Annotated in this window: 19 protein-coding genes; 12 read left to right on the top strand and 7 right to left on the bottom strand. The window is 73.5% G+C overall.

The window, feature by feature from the left end; genetic code table 11:
• Window positions 1-202 precede the first annotated feature (202 nt).
• The 3 genes from ACFYXU_RS14525 (at window position 203) to ACFYXU_RS14515 (ending at window position 3,870) form a co-directional block, all read left to right on the top strand.
• Window positions 203-1,993 (top strand): VanW family protein, encoded by a 1,791-nt coding sequence (locus ACFYXU_RS14525; protein ID WP_389457853.1) that lies wholly within the window; start codon window positions 203-205, stop codon window positions 1,991-1,993.
• 105 nt (window positions 1,994-2,098) lie between these two features.
• A complete protein-coding gene (locus ACFYXU_RS14520) occupies window positions 2,099-3,130 on the top strand; it encodes a serine hydrolase domain-containing protein (RefSeq protein WP_389457851.1) in 1,032 nt (343 codons plus the stop codon).
• Window positions 3,131-3,228: 98 nt separating this feature from the next.
• The gene (locus ACFYXU_RS14515; RefSeq protein ID WP_376512159.1) at window positions 3,229-3,870 is read left to right on the top strand and encodes a GNAT family N-acetyltransferase; all 642 of its coding nucleotides are present in this window, start codon (window positions 3,229-3,231) and stop codon (window positions 3,868-3,870) included.
• Between the two features lie 94 nt (window positions 3,871-3,964).
• On the opposite strand, the gene ACFYXU_RS14510 is transcribed toward ACFYXU_RS14515, so the two are convergent.
• Window positions 3,965-6,988 carry a BTAD domain-containing putative transcriptional regulator gene (locus tag ACFYXU_RS14510; protein ID WP_389457849.1) on the bottom strand — a complete coding sequence of 1,008 codons (3,024 nt, stop codon included), beginning with the start codon at window positions 6,986-6,988 and terminating at the stop codon, window positions 3,965-3,967.
• 136 nt (window positions 6,989-7,124) lie between these two features.
• Between ACFYXU_RS14510 and ACFYXU_RS14505 the strand changes: the two genes are divergently transcribed.
• From ACFYXU_RS14505 to ACFYXU_RS14485, 5 genes are all read left to right on the top strand, one after another.
• Window positions 7,125-8,570 (top strand): glyceraldehyde-3-phosphate dehydrogenase, encoded by a 1,446-nt coding sequence (locus ACFYXU_RS14505; RefSeq protein WP_329852758.1) that lies wholly within the window; start codon window positions 7,125-7,127, stop codon window positions 8,568-8,570.
• Window positions 8,571-8,698: 128 nt separating this feature from the next.
• On the top strand, window positions 8,699-9,577 hold the full coding sequence (locus ACFYXU_RS14500; protein WP_389457847.1) for a DUF817 domain-containing protein: 879 nt from the start codon (window positions 8,699-8,701) through the stop codon (window positions 9,575-9,577).
• A gap of 142 nt (window positions 9,578-9,719) precedes the next feature.
• Entirely contained in the window at window positions 9,720-9,923 is a 204-nt protein-coding gene (locus tag ACFYXU_RS14495; RefSeq protein ID WP_015031667.1) for a cold-shock protein, read from the top strand.
• Window positions 9,924-10,017: 94 nt separating this feature from the next.
• Window positions 10,018-11,394 carry a DEAD/DEAH box helicase gene (locus ACFYXU_RS14490; RefSeq protein WP_361401727.1) on the top strand — a complete coding sequence of 459 codons (1,377 nt, stop codon included), beginning with the start codon at window positions 10,018-10,020 and terminating at the stop codon, window positions 11,392-11,394.
• A gap of 92 nt (window positions 11,395-11,486) precedes the next feature.
• Window positions 11,487-11,825, top strand: a complete 339-nt coding sequence (locus ACFYXU_RS14485) for a MazG-like family protein (RefSeq protein ID WP_376512164.1) — start codon at window positions 11,487-11,489, stop codon at window positions 11,823-11,825.
• 13 nt (window positions 11,826-11,838) lie between these two features.
• Here the strand turns inward: ACFYXU_RS14485 and ACFYXU_RS14480 are convergent, their stop codons facing one another.
• A complete protein-coding gene (locus ACFYXU_RS14480) occupies window positions 11,839-12,219 on the bottom strand; it encodes a hypothetical protein (RefSeq protein ID WP_376512166.1) in 381 nt (126 codons plus the stop codon).
• A 113-nt stretch (window positions 12,220-12,332) separates the two neighbouring features.
• Between ACFYXU_RS14480 and ACFYXU_RS14475 the strand changes: the two genes are divergently transcribed.
• Window positions 12,333-13,028: an NADPH-dependent F420 reductase gene (locus tag ACFYXU_RS14475; protein ID WP_389458480.1), complete on the top strand. Its 696-nt coding sequence runs from the start codon at window positions 12,333-12,335 to the stop codon at window positions 13,026-13,028.
• Window positions 13,029-13,058: 30 nt separating this feature from the next.
• Here ACFYXU_RS14475 and ACFYXU_RS14470 read toward each other — a convergent pair whose 3' ends face one another.
• The 4 genes from ACFYXU_RS14470 to ACFYXU_RS14455 all read right to left on the bottom strand — a co-directional run bounded on the left by ACFYXU_RS14470 (window position 13,059) and on the right by ACFYXU_RS14455 (window position 17,652).
• Window positions 13,059-13,481, bottom strand: coding sequence for a VOC family protein (locus ACFYXU_RS14470; RefSeq protein ID WP_389406531.1), 423 nt, complete (start codon window positions 13,479-13,481; stop codon window positions 13,059-13,061).
• Window positions 13,482-13,615: 134 nt separating this feature from the next.
• Window positions 13,616-15,031: an amidase gene (locus ACFYXU_RS14465; protein ID WP_389458478.1), complete on the bottom strand. Its 1,416-nt coding sequence runs from the start codon at window positions 15,029-15,031 to the stop codon at window positions 13,616-13,618.
• Window positions 15,032-15,111: 80 nt separating this feature from the next.
• Window positions 15,112-16,197 carry a chitinase gene (locus ACFYXU_RS14460; RefSeq protein WP_376514766.1) on the bottom strand — a complete coding sequence of 362 codons (1,086 nt, stop codon included), beginning with the start codon at window positions 16,195-16,197 and terminating at the stop codon, window positions 15,112-15,114.
• Window positions 16,198-16,320: 123 nt separating this feature from the next.
• Window positions 16,321-17,652, bottom strand: coding sequence for a M64 family metallopeptidase (locus ACFYXU_RS14455; RefSeq protein WP_389457844.1), 1,332 nt, complete (start codon window positions 17,650-17,652; stop codon window positions 16,321-16,323).
• A 134-nt stretch (window positions 17,653-17,786) separates the two neighbouring features.
• Here ACFYXU_RS14455 and ACFYXU_RS14450 point away from each other — a divergent pair, with 134 nt between their 5' ends.
• Window positions 17,787-19,202 (top strand): helix-turn-helix domain-containing protein, encoded by a 1,416-nt coding sequence (locus tag ACFYXU_RS14450; protein ID WP_389457842.1) that lies wholly within the window; start codon window positions 17,787-17,789, stop codon window positions 19,200-19,202.
• 93 nt (window positions 19,203-19,295) lie between these two features.
• Here ACFYXU_RS14450 and ACFYXU_RS14445 read toward each other — a convergent pair whose 3' ends face one another.
• A complete protein-coding gene (locus ACFYXU_RS14445) occupies window positions 19,296-20,555 on the bottom strand; it encodes an MFS transporter (protein ID WP_389458476.1) in 1,260 nt (419 codons plus the stop codon).
• A gap of 351 nt (window positions 20,556-20,906) precedes the next feature.
• On the opposite strand from ACFYXU_RS14445, the gene ACFYXU_RS14440 reads away from it, so the two are divergent.
• Window positions 20,907-21,506, top strand: coding sequence for an RNA polymerase sigma factor (locus ACFYXU_RS14440; RefSeq protein WP_329852748.1), 600 nt, complete (start codon window positions 20,907-20,909; stop codon window positions 21,504-21,506).
• On the top strand, window positions 21,503-21,853 hold the full coding sequence (locus ACFYXU_RS14435; RefSeq protein WP_376514758.1) for a hypothetical protein: 351 nt from the start codon (window positions 21,503-21,505) through the stop codon (window positions 21,851-21,853). The genes ACFYXU_RS14440 and ACFYXU_RS14435 overlap by 4 nt, the downstream gene beginning before the upstream one ends.
• The last annotated feature ends 73 nt before the right edge of the window (window positions 21,854-21,926 follow it).

Genomic DNA, 21,926 nt, shown 5'->3' with positions numbered 1-21,926 from the left:
GCCCGGTCGGTCCCGCGTCCACGCGGTCGGCCGGGGCCCCGTCCCTTCCCCAGCCGTCCCGCGTCCCCGTCCGGCCGCACCCTGCGTGCCCGGATTGCCCCGCTCCGTATCTCCACAGGTCAAACGGCCCTTATGTACAGAACTCACTCTTTCGGCGTACCGTCGTGGGGTTGCCCTTTTCCTCGACGCCCCGGGAGAGCGCGTGCCCCGCTCCACGACCGACCATGCCCCGACGCCCCGCGAGGGGCGCCGTCCGCGTCTGAGGACGGCGGCGATCGCGACGGGTGTGGTCGCGGTCGCCGCGGGCGGCCTGTACGTGGCGGGGCTCCTGGCCACCGGGGACGACATATCCGCCGGCACCCGGGTCGCCGGCGTGGACATCGGCGGCATGAGCCGCGCCGAAGCCGAGGCGAAGCTGACGGCCGCCGCCCCGGCCTCCTGGAAGGCGCCGATACCGGTGAAGGTCGGCGACCGCGCCACCACCGTGGATCCGGCCGCCGCGGGTCTGACCGTGGACGTGGCCCGGACCGCCGACGAGGCGGCCGACCCCTCCCGGGACCCGATCACCGTCATCGGACGGCTCTTCTCCTCCGGCGAGCGCGAGGTCCGCCCGGTCTACGCGCAGGACCAGGCCAAGACCCGCGCCGCCGTGGCCGAACTGGCACAGCGCAACGACCGGACGGTCCGCGAGGGATCCGTCGCCTTCCGCGAGGGCAGAACCGTCGCGACCCAGCCGCAGACGGGACGCAAGCTGGACGCCGGACAGGCCGCCGAGACCCTGCGCGCGGCCTACCCGGCCGCCACCGGCGCCGCCGCGGTCACCCTCCCGGTCTCGGTCACCGAGCCCAAGCTGCCCGCCGCCGAGCTGACCCGCTTCCTCGACACGTACGCGAAGCCCGCCGTCTCCGGCCCGGTGACGCTCACCGCGGGCGGGGAGCGGCTGCGGATCTCCGCCGCCACCCTCGGCGATCACCTCACGGTGAAGAACGACGCCGGGCGCCTGTCCGCCGCCCTCGACGAGAACGCCCTGCTGCGCGACCCCGACGTGTCGCGTCCCCTCGCCGCGCTGACGAACGCGCCCCAGGAGGCGTCCCTGGGCGTGCGCGACGGCAAGTTCGTCGTGGAGTCGGAGGGCCGTGCGGGCCACGAGGTGACCGCGAAGGCGCTGGGCGACGCCGTGCGCCCGCTGCTCACGAAGTCCGGCGAGGCGGCCCGTACGGCCCCGGTGGCCACCAAGGTCACCGACCCCGAGCTGAGCTCCGGCTCCCTGGCCCGCCTGGGCATCAAGGAGCAGATGTCGTCCTTCACCGTGAACTTCCCCAGCGCCCCCTACCGCACGACGAACATCGGCCGGGCCGCCGAGCTCATCAACGGCTCGCTGGTGAAGCCGGGCGAGGTGTGGAGCTTCAACAAGACGGTCGGCGAACGGACCCCGGACAACGGCTTCGTCGACGGCACGATGATCCTCGACGGGCAGTACCGCTCGGCTCCGGGCGGCGGCGTCTCCGCCATGGCCACCACCGTCTACAACGCGATGTTCTTCGCCGGGGTCCAGCCCGTCGAGCACGGCGCGCACTCCTTCTACATCGAGCGCTACCCGGCCGGCCGCGAGGCGACCGTCGCCTGGGGCTCGCTCGACCTGAAGTTCCGCAACGACACGGGCAAGCCGATCTACATCAAGGCGAGCGCCACGGACACCTCGGTCACCGTCAGCTTCCTCGGCACGAAGAAGTACGACTCCGTCGAGGCCGTCGCGGGCCCGCGCACCCACCTCACGCAGCCGACGAAGCGCGAGGGCACCGGCGAGGCCTGCGTCCCGCAGCCGCCCCTCGAAGGCTTCGACATCTCGGTGGACCGGGTCTTCAAGAACGGCGGCACCGAGGTCAAGCGCGAGACGTACAAGACCCACTACACCCCGCGCGACGAGGTCACCTGCAAGCCGGTCGCCGAGAAGCCCGGCCAGGACGCCGGACAGGGCGGCGATCACCGCTGACGGAAGGGTGTCTTCCCGTACCGCCGGGGCATGTCTTCGGAGCGCGGCCCGTCTCCCCCTCCGGCGGGCCGCCTCCCCCTCTCCCCGGACGGTCGGAGACACGCCGTGGCCCAGAGCAGCGACCCCTTCGAGCGGCTCCTCGGCGAGGCCGCGCGCGCGGGCACGTACCCGGGCGCCGCGTGGGCGGTGGGCGACGCCCGAGCCACACTGTCGTCCGGTGCGGTCGGGGTGCTCGACCCGGCGGACCCCGGCCGGCCGGCCCGCCCGGACACGCTCTTCGACGTCGCGAGCCTCACCAAGATCCTCGCGGTCTGGGCGGTCGTCGGCACCCTCGTCGACGCCGGGAAGCTCGATCCGGCCGCCCCGCTGGAGGCGTACTGGCCCGAGGCCGTGGGCCGGCCGCTGGCCGGCGTCACCGCGCACCATCTCCTCACCCACACGGCGGGCCTGCCGCTCCGCGCCAACCTCCGGCACCTGTACGGCTCCGATCCGCAGGACGTCCGTGACGGCGTCCTCGCCGAGCCGCTCCGGCACCGGCCCGGGGAAGCCGTGGCGTACACCGACCGGGCCGCGCTGATCCTCGGCTACCTCGCCGAGCACCTCACCCGGCAGCCGCTCCCCCGGCTCGCGCGGGACCGGGTGTGGGCCCCGCTCGCCATGGCCGAGACCCGGTACGGTCCGCTGCCCGCGGCGGCCGGGGAGCGGTGCGCCCCCACCGAGTACGACGAGGAGACCGGCGCCCCGCTGCGGGGCACCGTCCACGACTTCTCGGCCCGGCTGCTCGGCGGCGCCTGCGGGATCGCGGGGGTCTTCACCACCACGGCCGACACCGGCCGCTTCCTGCGCCATCTGCTCGCTCCCGTGTCCGGCACCTTCTCCGCCGCCTGGACGGCCGCGTCGCTGCGCGTCCACACCGGCGGGCTGGTCCCGCCGCGCGGGCTCTTCTGGCATCCGGCGCCCGGCACCCGGCCCGGGGACGACGTCTGGGCGCACTTCGGCTTCACCGGAACGGCCCTGTGGGTGTCCCCGGCCCGGGACCGCTGGGCCGTCCTGCTCACCAACCGGCTCCGCCTCACCCGGGACCCCGCTCCGCTGGCCCGGGTCAGGGACACCTTCCGCGGCATGGCGTTCCGCTGACCGGCGTACGGAATCGAGGTGCGGGCCCGGCACCCCTTCTGCGACGCTGCCCACCGATCGAACGATCTTCGACAGCGACACGAACGGGGTGCGGACGGATGGGCTTCACAGGGGAGGCGCCGGTTCTGGAGGGCGCGTTCGTGCGGCTGGAACCGCTGGGACACCACCACGCCGCCGGACTGGCGGACGCGGCGGAGGAGAACCGGGACGCCTACGGCTTCACCTGGGTGCCGGGGCGGGACGGGGTCGGGGCGTACGTCGACGGGCAGCTCGGCCGGGCCGCCGACGCCCTCGTCGTGCCGTACGCGCAGGTCGACCCCGCGACCGGCCGGGTGCTCGGCGCCACCGCTTTCCTGGACCCGCGCCCCTGGCCCTCCGGGGAGGGGCTGTGCGCGGTCGAGGTCGGCTACACCTGGCTCGCCGCCTCCGCCCAGGGCACGGGGGTGAACGCGGAGGCCAAGTACCTCCTCTTCCGGCACGCCTTCGAGAGCTGGGGCGTGGCCCGGGTCGACCTCAAGACCGATGCCCGCAACGCCCGTTCGCGCGCGGCGATCGCGGCCGTCGGCGCGAGCTTCGAGGGCGTCCTGCGGAAGATCGCCCGGTCCTGGGCGCCGGGCGAGGAAGGCCTCCTGCGCGATTCCGCCGTCTTCTCCCTGATCGCCGAGGAGTGGCCCGAGCGCCGGGCGGCCCTGGAGGAGCGCCTGGCCGGCCTCCGGGAGCGGCGCGCGCCGGCCCGGTGACGGACACCGCGCCCGAGCCGGACGCGCCGGGGCACGCCGTCGGCGGCGCCGGCGACGGCGTACGGGGCCGGGTGTCCGGCGCCGGGCGCGGCCGTCACCGTCCGCCCGGGGGCGTGCGGGCCGCGAGGGCCGCCAGACCTTCGAGGCACTCGTCGATCCGCTTGGCCAGCTTGTGCCGGCGCGCCAGCTCCAGGCACGACTCCCAGGTCGAGCGGGCCTCCTCCCACTCCCCGAAGTGGTGGTGGGCCCGGGCCGTGAAGACGAGGCAGTCGACCGTGCCGCCCTGGTCGTTCATCCGCAGCCGGATGGCGAGCGCCTCCGCCAGGGACGCGAAGGCCGCGTCCCGCTCCCCGAGGATGCGCAGCACGTCGCCGTAGTTGGTGAGCGCGGTGGCGAGGAAGACCCCGTGGCCACTGCCGCGGACCAGCTCGATGACCCGGCGGTAGTCGGCGGCCGCGAGGCCGGGCTCGCCGCGCGTCTTGCGGACGTCGGCGATCCGGCTCAGCAGGAGCGCCTCGCCGCGGGCGTTACCGACCTCGTGGTAGAGGTCGCGGGAGCGCTCGGCGTGGACGAGGGCCCACTCGGAGTCCCCGACCTGGAGGTACACCGCCGACATGTTGCCGAGGATCGACGCCTGGGCCGCGCGGTCCCCGCGCTCGGTGAAGAGGCCGAGGGCGATCCTGAGGTGCTCCAGGCAGGCCTCGTTCCGGAAGGCCATGCCGTGGGCGACGGCCGTGCGCCGGTGCAGCCACGCCTGGCCGATCCGGTCGTCGTGGGCGCGGGCGATGCCCATGGCCTGCTCCAGGCAGGCGTCCCACTCCCCCGTCCACCAGTGCGTGGACGCGTGCCCGAACAGGCCCACCGCGAGGCGCCAGGCGATGTCGGAGCGGCCGAGCTCCCCGGCGCGCGTCAGGGCGTCCCGGACGGCCGGCAGTTCCCTCGCGGTCCACCGGATCGCCTCGTCGTCGTCCCGGAACTCGGGCAGGGCCCACCCCGTCGCGTCCGCCCCGTCGAGCGGCGGTGGGGACTGCGTCTCGCGGGTGGCGGTCAGGGTCGCGGCCGCGAGGGCCGCGACGTACCAGGAGAGCAGCCGGACCAGGGCCGAGGTCCGCTCCTCCTCGGTGTCCTCCTCGTCGCGCTGCGCGGCGTACTCGCCCAGCAGGTCGTGCAGCTGGTACCGGTCGGGCTCCGGGTTGAGGACGAGGTGGGCGTCGGCGAGGACGTCGAGGACGGCGGCGGCCCGGGCCTCCGTGACGTCGAGGAGCGCCGCGGCGGACTGCGGCGTGACGGGGTGCGCCGACCACACCCGTCCCAGCAGCCGGAAGGCCCGCGCCGCCTCGCGCTCCAGGGGCTGGTCGCTGTCCCGCATCGCCAGGTAGCTCATGGCGAAGGTGCGCCGGACGTCGAAGTTCCCCATGGCGAGGGTGTCGAGGCGGCCCTGGTGCGGGGTGAGCCGCTTCGCCAGCAGGGCGAGCGGCCAGGAGGGCCGGGAGGCCAGCCGGCCGCCGACGATGTGCAGGGCGAGCGGCAGGCCTCCGCAGGCGGCCATGATGTCGGCCAGCGCCTCGGGCTCGCTCCGCACCCGGGCGGATCCGGCGAGCTCGGCGAGCAGCGCGTGCTGGTCGGACTCGGGCAGCGGGGAGAGCGGCACCTTGGCGGAGCCGGGCAGGTCGGCGAGCAGCTGACGGCTCGTGATGAGGGCGGCGCTCTGCCCCCCGGCGGGGAGCAGGGGGGCCACGTGGGCGGCGTTGCGCGCGTTGTCGAGGACCAGGAGCACCTTCCGGTCGGCGAGCGCCGCGCGGAGGAGGAGGGCGCGGTCGTCGGTGTCCTCGGGCAGCGTGTCCTGGTGGACGCCCAGGTCGGAGAGGAACCGGGCGAGCAGTTCATGGGCCGTGCGCGCCCCGCCCACGCAGTAGCCGCGCAGGTCGGCGTAGAGGGCGCCGTCGGGGAAGGCGTCCCGGACGCGGTGCGCGACGTGCACCGCCAGGGCGGTCTTGCCGACGCCGCCCATGCCGGAGATGACCACGGCCCGGGTCCGGGACTCCACGCCTCCGGGCCCGCCGTCGGCTCCCCCGCCGCCGATGGCCCCTACACCGACGGGGCCGGGGCCTGTACCGGCGCGTGCGCCGCCGGCGATGCCGGAGCCCGTACGGGAGCCCGCGCCCGCAGCCCCACTCGTACCCCCGTCGCCGCCCGGGGCCGGCCGCTCCGGGGCGGTCTCCGCGGTCCCCTCGCCGCGTACCCCGAGCAGGGCCCGGACGGCCGCCACCTCGGCCGTCCGGCCCGTGAAGGCGTCGGCCTCGCAGGGCAGTTGGAAGGGCGGGCGGACGGACGCGGCCCGGGGACGCGGCGCGGGCTCTCCGGCCAGCAGCTCCGCGTGGGCCTCCCGGACGGCGGAGCCGGGCTCCGTGCCGAGCTCCTCGACCAGGTCGCGGCGGAGCCGGTGGAAGACGGAGAAGGCCTCGGCCTGGCGTCCGGAGCGGTGCAGCGCGAGCATGAGCCGCCGGTGGAAGCCCTCCCGCAGCGGGTGCTCCGCCGCCAGCGCGGTGAGCGGGGCGACGGCCTCGTGGTGACGGCCGAGGCCCAGTTCGGCGTCGAAGCTCCACTCCAGGACCTGGAGGCGCGCCTCCGTGAGCTGGTGGATCCGCAGCGCGGGCGCCTCGGTCTCGGAGAAGGGGGCGAGGTCGGCGAGCGGGGTGCCGCGCCACAGCCCGAGCGCGAGGTCGGTCTCGCGGCGGACCGCCTCCCACTCCTCCGCCTGGTGCGCCCCGCGTACGGCGCGGACCCGGGCCTCGAAGGCGTCGGCGTCGAGCTCGCCCTCGTGGACGTCCAGCTGGTAGCCGGGGGCGACGGTGCGCAGGCGCTCCTCGGTCCCGTCGCCCGCGCCGGCGAGGACGCGGCGGAGCCGGGTGAGGTGGTTGGCGAGGGCGGCGTCGGCGCTGGCGGGCACCGCGTCGCCCCAGAGCGCCTCCTTGAGGGCGTCCCGGGAGACCGTGCGGTTGGCCTGGAGCAGCAGTGCGGCGAGGAGGACGCGGACCTTGGGGCCGGTCACCGGCCGCGGTTCCGTCCCGTCGTGGACGACGAGTGTTCCGAGCAGCCCGAACTTCTCCACCACCATGCCCCCGCATCAAGGTAGGCGGGCCCGCCCGCCTGCGGCGGTCCCGACGGTCCCATCGTACGGTTCGGCACCCCTTGATTGATCAAACCGGCCGCGGGTTACCATATGAGCGCCGCCTAGCTCGAAAGATAATCTTGTGACTGTCAATGACGACTCGTTCACCAGTTGGAACAACCGCGAGGAGATCGCGGAGTCGATGATCCCGATCATCGGGAAGCTGCACCGGGAGCAGGACGTCACCGTCCTCCTCCACAGCCGCTCCCTGGTGAACAAGTCGGTGGTCAGCATTCTCAAGACCCACCGCTTCGCCCGGCAGATCGCGGGCGAGGAACTGTCGGTCATCGAGACGCTCCCGTTCCTCCAGACGCTCACGACCCTCGACCTGGGCCCCTGCCAGATCGACATCGGTGTGCTCGCCGCCGACTACAAGACCGACGACCGCGGTCTCTCGGTCGCGGAGTTCACCGCCGAGGCCGTCGCCGGCGCCACCGGCGAGAACAAGATCGAGCGCCGTGACGGCCGCGACGTCGTCCTCTACGGCTTCGGCCGCATCGGCCGCCTCGTCGCCCGCCTCCTCATCGAGAAGGCCGGCTCGGGCAACGGTCTGCGCCTGCGCGCGATCGTGGTCCGCGGCGGCGGCGAGCAGGATCTCGTGAAGCGCGCCTCGCTGCTGCGCCGGGATTCCATCCACGGCCAGTTCCAGGGCACGATCACGGTCGACGAGGCGAACAGCACGATCGTCGCCAACGGCAACACGATCAAGGTGATCTACGCCAACGACCCCTCCGAGGTCGACTACACGGCGTACGGCATCGAGAACGCCATCCTCATCGACAACACCGGCAAGTGGCGGGACCGCGAGGGCCTCTCCAAGCACCTGCGCCCCGGCATCGACAAGGTCGTCCTGACCGCGCCCGGCAAGGGTGACGTGCCGAACATCGTGCACGGCGTCAACCACGACACGGTCAAGCCGGACGAGCAGATCCTGTCCTGCGCGTCCTGCACCACGAACGCGATCGTCCCGCCGCTGAAGGCCATGGACGACGAGTACGGCGTGCTGCGCGGTCACGTGGAGACGGTCCACTCGTTCACGAACGACCAGAACCTGCTGGACAACTACCACAAGGCCGACCGTCGCGGCCGTTCCGCGCCGCTCAACATGGTGATCACCGAGACGGGTGCCGCCTCGGCCGTCGCCAAGGCGCTGCCGGACCTGAAGGCCCCGATCACCGGCAGCTCGATCCGCGTCCCCGTCCCGGACGTCTCGATCGCCATCCTCAGCCTGCGCCTGGGCCGCGAGACCACCCGCGAGGAGGTCCTGGAGTACCTCCGCGACGTCTCGCTGCACTCGCCGCTGAAGCGCCAGATCGACTTCACCACGGCCCCCGACGCCGTCTCGATGGACTTCGTCGGCTCGCGCCACGCGTCCATCGTCGACGCCGGCGCGACCAAGGTCGACGGCGACAACGCGATCCTCTACCTGTGGTACGACAACGAGTTCGGCTACTCGTGCCAGGTCATCCGGGTCGTCCAGCACGTCTCCGGCGTGGAGTACCCGACCTTCCCGTCCCCGGCGGTCTGATCTCCCCCCCCTCGCGCAGCGAAGCGGAGCGCCGCACCCTCCCGTCCGGGGGTGCGGCGCTCCGCCGTTCCGTCCGGGCGCCGCGCGGGCCGCGAACCGATCGCGGGCCGCCCCGCGTCCCCGCAGACATGAACACGTTCAAGAACGGCACGCGTCAGCTGTTGCGCTTCGCGCTCCTGGAGGCGCGCTGCTGCGCCTTCGCCCTCGCGCTCGTCGGCGGCATCGCCGCCTCGTCACTGCTGCCCGACCTCCCGGTCGCCCGCTACGACCTGCTGTTCCTGTACGGCCTCGGGCTCACCGTCCTCGCCTGGCGGGTCGGCTGGGACTCCGGCCGGGACGTCGCCGTGATCGCCGGCTGCCACGCGGTCGGACTCCTCTTCGAACTGGTCAAGGTGCGGATGGGCTCCTGGAGCTATCCGGAGGACGGCCTGACCAAGTTCGGCGGGGTGCCGCTGTACGGCGGGTTCCTGTACGCGGCGCTCGGCAGTTACGTCTGCCGGGCCTGGCGCCTGTTCGACCTGCGGCTCACCGGCTACCGGCCCCGGATCACCGCGCTCCTCGCCGGGGCCGTGTACGTGAACTTCCTCAGCCACCACTGGCTGCCCGACGCCCGCTGGGCGCTCGCCGTGCTGCTGCTGGCCGCGACGGCCGGGACCTGGGTCCGCTTCCGGGTCGGCGGGAGCGACCTCCGGATGCCCCTGGCCCTCTCCTTCGTGCTGATCGGGTTCTTCCTCTGGGTCGCCGAGAACGCGGCCACGTACGTCGGCGCCTGGAGCTACCCCGACCAGCTGGACGGCTGGCAGCCCGTCTCGCTCGCGAAGTTCGGCGCCTGGGCACTGCTCGTCACGGTCACCTTCGTCCTGGCCGCGCGGGGCGTCCGGGGGCCCGATCACGGTGCGTCCGCCCGGTCTCGACTCTCGGCTATACGGAAGTATCGGACATTCTTCGTGCGCGGCCGGGGACGTCGTGCTACAGTAGTGATCAGTTGCAGTCGTGGTTCCCATTGAGCTGACAAGTGCCTTCGACGATTCGACATCGTCAGGCACTTGATGTGTTTTCGGTGCAGTTTTCCGGACGGGGCAATCATCACGGCGACGCCGGGATCCGCACAGTGCGGGTTCCAGGGCTACGCCCCGAAGGAGATTTGACATGGCTAATGGCACCGTGAAGTGGTTCAACTCGGAAAAGGGCTTCGGCTTCATCGAGCAGGAGGGTGGCGGCCCGGACGTGTTCGCCCACTACTCCAACATCGCCACCTCCGGCTTCCGTGAGCTCCAGGAAGGCCAGAAGGTGACCTTCGATGTCACACAGGGCCAGAAGGGCCCGCAGGCGGAGAACATCCTCCCCGCCTGACGTTGACACGTCCGACGCGGCCGGAGCCCCACCCTCGTGGTGCGGGCTCCGGCCCGTCGCATTTTCCAGACCTTTCCGACGGACCAGGTGCCGCATGAACACCACGCCCCGCACGGACGCCTCCCCGGCGCCCGTGACCTTCGCCGCGTTCGGCCTGCCGGCCGACCTGCTCGCGGAGCTCACCCGCCGCGGTGTCGAGGCGCCCTTCCCGATCCAGGCCGCGACGCTGCCGGACGCCCTCGCGGGCCGCGACGTCCTCGGCCGCGGGCAGACCGGTTCCGGCAAGACCCTGGCCTTCGGACTGCCGCTGCTCGCCCGCACCGCCGGGCGGCGGGCCGAGGCCCGCAAGCCGCTCGCCCTGGTCCTGGTCCCCACCCGTGAACTCGCCCAGCAGGTCACGGACGCCCTCGCCCCCTACGCCGGGGCACTCGGGCTGCGCCTGGCGACCGTGGTCGGTGGCATGTCGATCGGGCGGCAGGCCGGTGCGCTGCGCGACGGGGCCGAGGTCCTGATCGCCACCCCCGGGCGGCTCATGGACCTCGTCGAGCGCAAGGACTGCCGTCTGGACCGGGTGGCCGTCACCGTCCTCGACGAAGCCGACCGCATGGCCGACATGGGCTTCCTGCCGCAGGTCACCGAGCTGCTCGACCTGGTGCCCGGCGGCGGCCAGCGGCTGCTGTTCTCCGCGACGCTGGACCGTGACGTCGACGAGCTGGTCGAGCGCTACCTCCAGGATCCGGCCGGCCACTCCGTCGACCCCTCGGCCGCGGCCGTCACGACGATGGAGCACCACGTGCTGCACGTGCACGGCGCCGACAAGTTCGCCACGGCGACGGAGATCGCCGCGCGCGACGGGCGCGTGATCATGTTCCTGCACACCAAGGCCTCCGTGGACCGCTTCACCAAGCACCTCCTCGGCAGCGGCGTGCGGGCCGCGGCGCTGCACGGCGGCAAGTCCCAGCCGCTGCGGACCCGGACCCTGGACCGCTTCCGGACCGGCGAGGTCCCCGTCCTGGTCGCCACGGACGTGGCGGCCCGGGGCATCCACGTGGACGAGCTCGACCTCGTCGTCAACGTCGACCCGCCGGCCGACGCCAAGGACTACCTCCACCGCGGTGGTCGCACCGCGCGCGCCGGGGAGTCCGGGGTCGTCGTCACGCTGGTCACGGACGAGGAGCGCCGGGACGTCGCCCGGCTCATGGCGGAGGCCGGCATCCGGCCCACCGTCACCAAGGTCCGCTCCGGCGAGGCCCAGCTGACCCGGATCACCGGCGCCCGGAAGCCCTCGGGCGTACCGGTCGACGGCAGCGCGCCGAGCCAGGAGGGCGTCAAGCGCGGCGGCGCGGCCTTCCGGGGCATGGGCACCGTGCCGGGACGCCCGGGGCGCGCCAAGAACGAGTCCCGTCGCGCCGCGGAGGCCCGCAAGACGGCCGAGGCACGCCGGGCCGCGAAGATCCGCAAGGGCGGCTGACCGGCCCCGGAGCCTCTTTTCCTCACGCCCTTTCTGTGTCCGGCCCCGTCCCTCATCGTTGGTCACGGTGACGTACGGACGAGGGAGGGCTCATGAGGGACGACACGTCGTGGGACACGATCGGTGCGCTCGCCGCGTTGTTCACCCGCTTGGATTCCGGGCGCGGCCTGTCGGCGGAGGAGCAGTGGACCCTCCAGGTCCTCAAGCTCTCCGAGGAGGTCGGCGAGGCCGCCCAGGCCGTCATCGGCGTCCGGGCGACGAATCCCCGGAAGGGCCGCAGCCACACCTGGGAGCACGTCCAGGAGGAGGTGGCGGACGCCGTGATCACCGGGATGGTGGCGCTGGCCCGGATGCGGCCCGACGCCGCCGACTTCTTGGCGGACGTCCTCGCCGAGAAATCGGCGAAGTTCCTTCCCCGGGAGGGCTGTTGAACCGGCAGCGCCGTCAGGGCGCGGTATGCCCCTGGAGGAAGGCGCCCGCGTGGGCGGCGGCCTCCTCCCTGGTCGCGTATCCCGCGTGGGCGGCGGCCTCCTCCCTGGTCGCGCATCCCGTGTCCGCTCCGGCCGCGCCGTGCTCCCCGTCGGCGCCCCGGCCGGTCCACGTCCACCGGCGGGACGAGGGGTCCAGGGTGAGTTCGGCCGTGCCGCCGAAGAGTTCGAGGGCGGCCGACGCCGTCGCGGGGGTGCGCACGACGGCGTCGGGCCACTTCTTGCGGGCGCCCTGGCGGGTGATGCCCCACACCGCGCCCATCTGCTCGTAGCTCGCGCCGTGCGATCCGGCGGTTCCGGCCGCCGTCGCGGTCAGACGCCTGACCGCGGCGTCCACGTGCTTCCGTTCGACGACCAAAGTTACCGTCACCCGCTCGGCCGACTGCCGGAAGAAACCTCCCCCTCGCGGCGTTCAGCCTGATCACGGGGAGCTCGTGGCCCCGGTTCCGGATCCCGTCCGCCCGCACCCACGAAGGACAGCTCATGAAGATCGGCATCATCGGCGCCGGCAACATCGGCGGCAACCTCACCCGCCGCCTCACCGCCCTCGGGCACGACGTGTCCGTGGCCAACTCGCGCGGCCCCGAGACCCTCACGGCCCTCGCCGAGGAGACCGGGGCGACGCCCGTCGCCGTCACCGAGGCGGCGCGCGGCGCCGAGCTCGTCGTCGTCACGATCCCCCTGAAGAACATTCCCGACCTGCCCGAGAAGGTCCTGGACGGAGCGGCCGAGGGCTTCGTCGTCCTGGACACCGGCAACTACTACCCCAGGGAGCGCGACGGCCGCATCGCCGGCATCGAGGACGAGGGCCGCACGGAGAGCCGGTGGACGCAGGACCACCTGGGCCACCCGGTGGTCAAGGCCTTCAACGGCACCTACGCGCAGGACCTCCTGGACCGGCCCCGCCCCGCCGGTGACCCGGAACGCCTCGCCGTGCCCGTCGCCGGGGACGACGAGACCGCCAAGAGCACCGTCCGCGCGCTGATCGACGAGCTCGGCTTCGACACCGTCGACGCCGGAGGCATCGACGAGTCCTGGCGCCAGCAGCCCGACACGCCCGTGTACGGGCTCCGCGGCGGTGTCGACGCCGTCACCAAGGCCCTGGCCGGGGCCTCCCCCGAGCGCCCGGCCGGCTTCCGCGGCTGACGGCCGGGGAAGCCGCCCGAAGGCCCGGGACTAGGCGGCGTCGTCCCGGGAGGTGATGTTGACCATCCAGGTGATGCCGAAGCGGTCCGTGCACATGCCGAAGACGTCGCCCCACATCTGCTTCTCCAGGGGGACGGAGACGGTCCCGGTGCCGGAGAGTCCCTCCCAGTAGCGGCGGAGTTCGTCGGTGTCCTCGCCGCTGACGCTCACCGCGATGTTGTTGCCGGGGTCGTGCGGCATGCCGGGGGGAATGTCCGCGGCCATGAGGGTGAAGTCGCTCTCCGTCTCCAGCATGCCGTGCATGATCTTGTCGGCGGCTTCCCCCGCCTTGTCGTCGGCGAACGCGCCGTAGGTGTTGAGCACCAGGGTGCCGCCGAAGACCTCCTTGTAGAACTCCAGGGCGGCACGGGCGTCGCCGTCGAAGTTGATGTACGGGTTGAGGCGAGAGGGCACGGGGTTCCCCTTGTTCCTGTCGGGCCGGTGGTTCCGGCCGAGGCTAGGGGAAGCACCGCCGCCGGACGCGGCGGCGCCTCGGCCGCGTGCCGGAATTCGACCGGTTGCCCCAGGGGGCTGCCCGCGCCGCGCCTTCAGGCGTCCTGGATCCGCCGGAAGGGGCGCTCCGCCTCCAGGGTGAAGGCCACGTCCAGGAGGGTTCGTTCGCTGCCGGGGCGGCCGGAGAACATGACGCCGACGGGCAGCCCCGCGTCCGTCGCCAGGGGTCCGGGCAGGGAGATCGACGGTGTGCCGACGACGTTGTCCACCGGGGTGAACGCGACGTACGCGAGGATCCGCTCGATGAGCGTCGCGTAGGGGACGGTCGGCGCGAGGTGCCCGAGCTCCGGCGCGGTGTGGGCCAGGACGGGGGTGAGGAGCAGGTCGAAGCCGCGGAAGGCCGCCGCGTACGCCTCCTTCGTGCGCTTCAGCCGGCGCAGCACGCCCGGGGTGCGGTGCCAGTTCTCCAGGTAGGTGGTGCGCAGCCCGCGGCTGAGGCCGTCCATCCGGTGCCGGTCGAAGTCGGGGCCGAGGCTCCGGCCGGTGGTGCCGAGGAGGAACGACAGCATGCCCCAGTAGGTGAGGAAGTCCTCGGTGAAGCGCGGGTCGATCGCCATCTCGACCGGTTCGACGGCGTGGCCGAGCCGTTCGAGCGTCGTCGCCGTCGCGGTGACGGCTTCCCGGGTGACGGCGTCGGAGGCGACGCCGTTCGGCGAGTCCAGCAGGAATCCGACGCGGAGCCGTCGTCCGGAGGGTCCCTCGACCAGGCCGACGGGCGGCAGCTTCGGGTTCCGCCAGTGCGCCTCGGCGCCCGCGACGAACGCGGCCGTGTCCCGTACGGAGCGGCTGACGACCCCGTCGACGACGAGGTCCAGGGGGAGCCGGCGGCTCTGCTCGTTCGGCACGAGCCGGCCGCGGGTAGGCTTGAGGCCGACGAGTCCGCAGCAGGCGGCCGGGATGCGGATGGATCCGCCGCCGTCGTTGGCGTGGGCGATCGGCACCGCTCCGGCGGCGACGAGGGCGGCGCTGCCGCCCGAGGAGCCGCCGGCGGAGTGGCCGGTGTTCCAGGGGTTGCGGACCGGTTCGGCCCGCTCGAACTCCGTGCTCGGGCTGAAGCCGAACTCGGGCAGCCGGGTCTTGCCGAGCACGGTGAACCCGGTGCTCAGGAACTGGCGGGTGAAGGGGGCGTCCCGTCGCGCCGGTGCCGGGGTGAAGGCCGCGCTGCCGTGGCCGGTGGGCAGGCCGCGCCGGTCGGTGTTGTCCTTCACGAAGGTCGGCACGCCGCCGAAGGCGCCGTCCGGCCGGGCGGCGGACGGCGCCGGGGTGTCGGCATGCGTCTGGACGGCGTGGAGCCGGTCCTCCACCGCGCGGACCCGCTCGGCCGCGTCGCGGGCGGCCTCGGCGGCGCCGACCTCGCCGCGCCGGATGGCGTCGGCGAGCCCGACGGCGTCGTGCTCCCCCAGGGCGTCGTCCCGGAAGGCGTGCACCCTGGTCTTCTCGTACGTCGTCACCGCTGTCAGCCCCCGGCCGTGTGGATGGTCGTCCACCATCATTGCCTACCAGCGGGTAACAGGCGAGGGGGCGGAGCGGTTCAGCGTCCCTGGAGGGCCTTGACCTTGTCGCCGAAGGTCCAGCCCTTCGAGCCGTCCCAGTTGGCCGACCAGGTCATCAGGCCCTTGAGGGAGCCTCCGTAGTGGTTCCAGGCCTGGGCCACCGACGAGGGCGCCATGTAGCCGCCGCCCGCGCCGGGCTGGGCCGGGAGGCCGGGGACCTGCTTGTCGTACGGGACCTTGATGGTGGTGCCCTGGACGACGAGCCCCTTGTTCAGGCAGTCGGTCTGGGCGACGAACCCGGCGACGGTGCCGGCGGAGTAGGAGTCGCCGGAGCAGCCGTACATGCTGCCGTTGTAGTACTGCATGTTGAGCCACCACAGGCGGCCGTTGTCCGCGTACTTCTTGACGATGGGCAGGTAGGCGCCCCAGATGGAGCCGTAGGTCACGCTGCCGCCGGTGACGTAGGCCGTCTCGGGCGCCATCGTCAGCCCGAAGCCCGCGGGCATGCGGGCGAGGACGCCGTCGATGATGTAGACGAGGTTGGCCTGCGAGGCGGAGAGAGTGCCGATGCTGCCGCTGCCGACGAGGCCGGTCTCGATGTCGATGTCGATCCCGTCGAAGTTGTACTTCTGAAGGATCGGGACGACGGTCGCGATGAAGCGGTCGGCGACGGCGCGGGAGCTCAGGTCGATGCCGGCGGCGGCTCCGCCGATGGAGAGCAGGATCGTGGCACCGGCCGCCTTGGCGTTGCACATCTGCGCCGGGGTGGAGACGCGGACGGTGCTGTCCATGCCGTCCTCCCACAGCACCGTCCCGTCCGAACGGATCACCGGGAACGCGGCGTTGATCACGTTGTAGCCGTGGGCGGCGAAGCGGGTGTCGTCGATCGGCGCCCAGCCGAAGGGCGGATGGACGCCGTTGGCCGAGCCGTCCCAGTTCTCCCAGTACCCCTGGAGCACCTTTCCGGCGGGCTTCGGCTTGAGGGCGCAGGTGTCGGCCGAGGCCGAGGAGGGGGACCGGGTGGGCGGGGCGGCCTCGGCGGCGGCCGGGCCCGTGAGGACGGCGGCGGCGAGCAGGGCGGTGAGTCCCGCTCCGAGGACACGGGTGATCCGGGGGCCTGGCATGCGTGCTCCTGGGGACGTGGGGGGGATGGTCCTGGGCATGGCGCGCGCTCCAGCAGACCGTAGGTTGGTCCAGACCTTTCGTCAACCATCCCCGCACTCACGCGCGTTGTGAGGGCCCCTGGGTCAGCGCACCCGCCAGGTGAGCGAGTTGGACGTCGCCGCCCGGACCGCCGGGTCGCGGACCGCCGCCGTGGTGTCGGTGACCGTGGCCGTGACGCGCTGCCCGCTGCGGGTGGCCCCGAGGCGGGCCGGGGTCACGGAGGTGTCACCCGTGGCCCGGGCGATCTGCTTGCCGTCGACGTACCAGGTCACCTTCAGGCCCGACAGGCCGGTCACCGGGGCGAGCCGCACGCCGATCGGCTGCCCCGGGCGGACCCGGGTGCCCGTCGGGACGGTCGAGGTCAGGGCGTCCGCGTAGGTGTAGAAGCCCTTGATCATCGCCTCGCGGCCGACGTGGTTGAAGTCCGTGGAGGCCAGGGTGCGCATGAGGGACGTGCTGGTGGGGCGGTAGACGCCGGTCTCGTAGTAGTCGCCGCCCTCGTAGGTCCCGACCACCGAGCCGGTCGGATCCTGCTCGCCGAGCCAGCGGTACCACTTGCTCGTGCCGAGCTCCGGGGTGACCGAGATGTTGGCGCTCTCGGACGAGGGGTAGGGGTAGGCGCCGAAGCCCGCGTACTGGTACTCGTCGGCCAGGTTGCCTATGGAGTGGCCGAGCTCGTGGGCGCCGATCAGGTACGACTGCGGGTTGTCGGAGGACATGGTCGCGACGCCGTGGTACGTCGCCCCGTCCGGCGGGGTGGGGAAGCTGTAGCCCGCGCCGCCGTACTTGGCCGAGTTGGCGATGACGAAGACGATGTCGGAGGCCGGCGCCCGGTTGGCGTACGCGGTGACCTTCGACGTGTCCAGGCAGAGCAGCCGCTCCGTCTCCTCGCAGAAGAAGTACGAGCTGAGCGCCGTGTTCCTGACGACGCCGGCGGTCGGGTCACCGGAGACGCCGGACTCGGCGGAGACCGCGTCCACCAGCCAGATGTTGAACAGCCCCCGGTAGCTGGCGTACGGCTCGATGGCGAAGACGTGGTCGAGCGTGGCCTGGGCGTCCGCGTGGAAGTCCGCCTGCTGGGCGGCGGTGTAGCCGTCACCCATGATCACCAGGTCGAGCCGCCCGGAGACCGGACCGGTCCGCTGTACGGGCGTGACGGCCGCTCCCCCCGGCGCGGGGCCGGACGTCCGGTGGCGGGCGATCGAGGCCGGCGCCTCGGCGGGGACGGTCGTGTGCCGGGGCGTGCCGCCGGGGCCGTCGAAGTACTCGACCACGTGCGCCTCCCCCGTCCCCGGGCCGGTGCCGGGAACCGGCGCCGCCCCCGCCGTGTGCGCCCCGGCGAGCAGGGCTGCGGCGGTGACGACGGCTCCGACGGAGGCGATCCAGCGGGTGCGGGCTGATCTGGTTCCGGGCACGACGACCTCTCTCAAGTAGCGGGTTAACTGTGCTTAAGTAGCCGCTTAAGCTAGGGCGTCGAGAGGAGAGGGCACAAGCCCTCGGCACCCGGGAGGACCAAGTGGGCGGGCTGGGACCTGACATGATGGGGCGCATGGCACAGCGGGACGACCCGGAGACCATCGGCCGCCGGGTCCACCGGCTGCGGACCCAGCGCGGACTGACCCAGCGCCAGCTCGCCGAGCCGGCCTACACCTCCGCCTACGTCTCCACCCTGGAAGCGGGACGGGTACGCCCCTCCGACGAGGCCCTGCGCCATCTCGCCGAGCGGCTCGGCGTCGCCTTCGACGAGCTCGCCTCCGGCCGGCCCGCCGGTCTCGCCACCGACCTGCGGCTCCGGCTCACCGGGGCCCAGCGGACCCTCGCCGACGGCGCCGCGGAGGAGGCCGCCGCGCGGTACGGCGCTCTGCTCGACGAGGCCGAGGCCCACGGGCTCGTCGAGGAGCAGGCCACGGCGCGGCTCGGACTCGGCGAGTGCCGGCTCGACACCGGCGACCTCGTGGCCGCGCGCGAGCACTTCGAGCACGCCGAGCGGCTCCTCGCCGAGTCCTCCCTGCCCGCCCGCGTCCCGGCCCGCAGGGGCCGTGCCGTCGCCCACTACCTGGCGGGCGAACTCCGTTACGCCGTCTACCTCCTGGAGTCCACGCTCGACGAGCTCAACCTCGCCGGGCTGCACGACCCCGACGCGCTGCTTCTCCTCTACACCGCCGTGATCGCCCCCTACATGGACATGGGGGCCCAGGCCCGCGCCGCCCAGGCCGCCGAACTGGCCCTCGCGCTGGCCCCGCGGGCCGAGGACCCGGCGCTGATCGCCCGGATGCACCGCTCGGTCGCCCGCACCCTGCTCGCCGAGGGCCGCGTCGCGGAGGCCGATGCCTCGCTCGGCAAGGCCGCCGAGATGTACCGCCAGCTGGAGATCCGCACCGAACTGGCCAACTGCCGCTGGATGCGCGGCTACGTGTACGCCCAGAACGGCGATCTCGCCCGGGCCGAGGAGGAGTTGCGCGCCGCCCGCGCCGTGCTCACCTCGCACCGGGCCTCGCTCTACAGCAGCCAGGTCGCCGTGGAACTCGCCGACGTGCTGCACCGGCGGGGCCGCTCCGAAGAGGCCGCCGCACTGCTGCACGGCGTGCTCGGGGGGCTCGGGGGCCTGTCCCCGGAGCGCGGCGCCGTCCACGCCGCGGCGGCGCACCGGCTCCTCGGCATCATCGCCGAGGACGCCCACGACACCGGGACCGCCGAGGAGCAGTACGTCCGGGCCCTCGGCCTCCTGGAGCGGGCGGGTGCGGCGGGCGACCTCGCCGATCTGTGCCGCCTCCTCGGCGATCTGCTGCGCCGCACCGGCCGGGTGGAGGCGGCCCTCGACGCGTACCGCACGGGGCTCGGACACCGCACCGCCGGCACCACCACCCTCGGCCCGGCCCCCGCCCCGCCACCGCTGTGGGCCGACGGGGAAGCACCGGTACGGGACCTGGCACCGGACCCAGAGCCGGACCCGGACCCGAGGTGACCACGGCGCCGCGCCCGGACCCGCATCCCGGGTGACCGCGAGCCCCCTCCCGAACCCCGGGTGACCGCGCGGCCGCGCCCGGATCCGGCCTGATCACACGGCCGTGCGGCGTGCCCCGTTCCCCGGACCGGTCTCCCCCTCGTCCCCGTCCTCGGACCGGGGCGCGGTCCGGGGTTCCGGGGGTTCCTCCGTGCGTCGGTCGCGCCAGGCCGGGAGGACCGCCGTGAGCATCACCGCGGCCGTGAGGGCGAAGGCCGCCGGATAGCCGCTGCGGGCCGCTAGGAGCCCGAATCCCAGGGCCCCGGCGCCCATGCCCGCGTCGAAGGCGAAGTTCCACAGGGCGCTGACGGTTCCGTAGCCGGAGGCGGGGACCCGGGCGTACATCAGGGTCAGGGTGACGTTCTGGACGACACCGAAGCCGACGCCGAACAGGGCCGTGCCGAGGACGACGGCGACCGGGCTGTGCGTGAGCGCGGTCAGCAGGGTGCCGCCGGCCGCGGCGGCGAGGCCGGGCAGGAGGAGGACGGACGGCCCGTGCCGGTCGCCGTGCCGGCCGGCGACCCAGCGGGCGACGGTCGCGGTCGCGGTCTGGGCGAACAGGGCTGTGGCGACGACCCCCGCGGAGGCCGAGGGGACCGCGAGCGGGAGGAAGGTCACGAGGATCCCGGCGGCCAGGGCCGTGGTCGCGAAGACCAGCGTGGGCCGCAGCAGCGCGCCCGTCCGGAACCCGGCCGCCACCCCCATCCCGCGCCCCGCGGCCGCTTCGCGGTCCGGCAGGCCCGGGACCGAGACGACGGCGGCCAGCGCGGCCACCGCCCCGGCGGCGAACACCGGCCCGTACCCCACGTGCGCCGCGAGCCACACCCCCAGGGGCAGCGCCACCAGGGACGGGACCCCGGAGACGATGCCGACGAGGGCCAGCCCCTCGCCCCGGCGCTCGGCGGGTACGAGCGCGGCCGTCAGGGCACCGCCCGCGACCACCGTGAAGGCGAAGCCGAGACCGCGCACGGCGCAGATCGTCACGATCCACGCCGTGCCGCCCGAGACGGGGAACGCGAACGCGGGCGCACCGAGGAGGACGAGCCCCGCCCCGAGCACGAGGCGGTAGCCGAGGCGGGCGACGAGCCGGGGGGTGGCGAGTTCGCCGCCGACCGTGGCCAGCATCAGCGCGCCGGTGGCGAGCCCGGCGGCACCGCCGCGGCCCCCGGAGGAGGCCTCCGCGTAGAGGGGGACGACCGACAGGAGCAGATAGAAGCTGGTCGAGGCGCCGACGATCGAGACGAAGCGCAGCAGCAGGGGCCGCGTCACCAGGGGCGGCCGCGCGCCGGCGCGCCCCGCTGAGGAGTCGAGCATCTTGGTCACGCGATGACGCTAGGGGGCGCGGCGCGGCGCCGGTAGGACCGGATTCGAGCCCCCTGGCGCGGACCGCGCCCCCGTCGCGGGGGCCGCCGGAGGCGCCTTCGGGGGCGGTCGGAAAAAAACTTGGGCGAGAGCCGAATCCTCTGGGCACCTCCCCGTCTCTTATGTGTGTACCGGCCGAACGGGGCCGGCGTAACCGGGAGGAAACAGCAAAATGGTGACTGCCATCATCGTGATCGGCGTGGTGCTCGTGGGTGCGTGCAGCTGGCACCTCATGCGGCGCTTCAACAAGAGCCGAAGCTGACCGGCGCCTGCGCGCGGGGCGCCTTCCGGTATGAGTAGCGCATGAACCAACGCTTCCCCTGGCCCGACGAGCGGCTGATCAAGGCCGCTCAGGACGGCGACGTCACGTCGCTCACCACCGTCGTCATGGAATCGCAGCCGCATGTGCGCAAGTTCGCCATATCGCTGTGCGCCTCGCCGCAGGACGCGGAGGACGCCGCACAGGAGGCGCTGATCATCCTCTACCGGAAGATCGGCACCTTGCGGGCCACCGGTGCGCTCGCCTCGTGGATGTTCCGGATCGTGCGCAACGAGTGCCTCCGGTCGCTGCGGATGCTCGTCGCCCGACGTGACGAAGTATCCGCCGAACCGGAGGCGTGTGCGGAGCCGTCGGCCGAGGAGGCCGTGCTGTACAGGCTGGAGGTGGAGCGGATCGCGGCCGCGGTCAGCGCGCTTCCGCGTGACCAGCGGCAGGTCCTGATCATGCGGGACGTCCAGGGCCTGCCCGGCAAGGCCGTCGCCCAGTCGCTCGGTCTGAGCACCGCCGCGATGAAGTCGCGGCTGCACCGGGCACGTGCGGCGCTGCGTGACGCGCTGGAAGCGACCGACCAGCCATCAGATCGAGCCATCGACCGACCAGTCGAAGGAGACCCACGACCATGAACACCGTGAACATCGTGAAGCCCCCCGAGGGTGCGAAGGCCCCGGTCGTCGTGACCCCGGTGACCCCGCCGTCCTCGGCGCCGAACTTCGCGAGCAAGTCCGTCCCGCGCCACCTGGCGCGCGGCGTCATCGGCTTCGGGCTGATCATCGGCTCGATCGCCATGGTGCCGGTCGCCGGCCCGGCCACCCTGCTCGCGGCCCCGCTGGCGCTCATCGCCTTCCGGGGCTGCCCCACCTGCTGGATGGTCGGCCTGGCCCAGACCATCTCCCGGGGGCGCCTGGAGCGCCAGTGCGTGGACGGCGTCTGCACCCTCACCAAGGCGCAGCCGGGGGCGAAGGAGGACTGAACTCCCAGGCTCTCCGGCCTCCTGCCCCGGCCCGACCGTACCCTCCCGCAGTGTGTCCCGGAGGGTGGTGTCA

The organism is Streptomyces sp. NPDC002232 (assembly GCF_042890295.1).
Lineage (GTDB): Bacteria > Actinomycetota > Actinomycetes > Streptomycetales > Streptomycetaceae > Streptomyces.
This window is presented reverse-complemented; position numbering and strand designations above follow the sequence as displayed.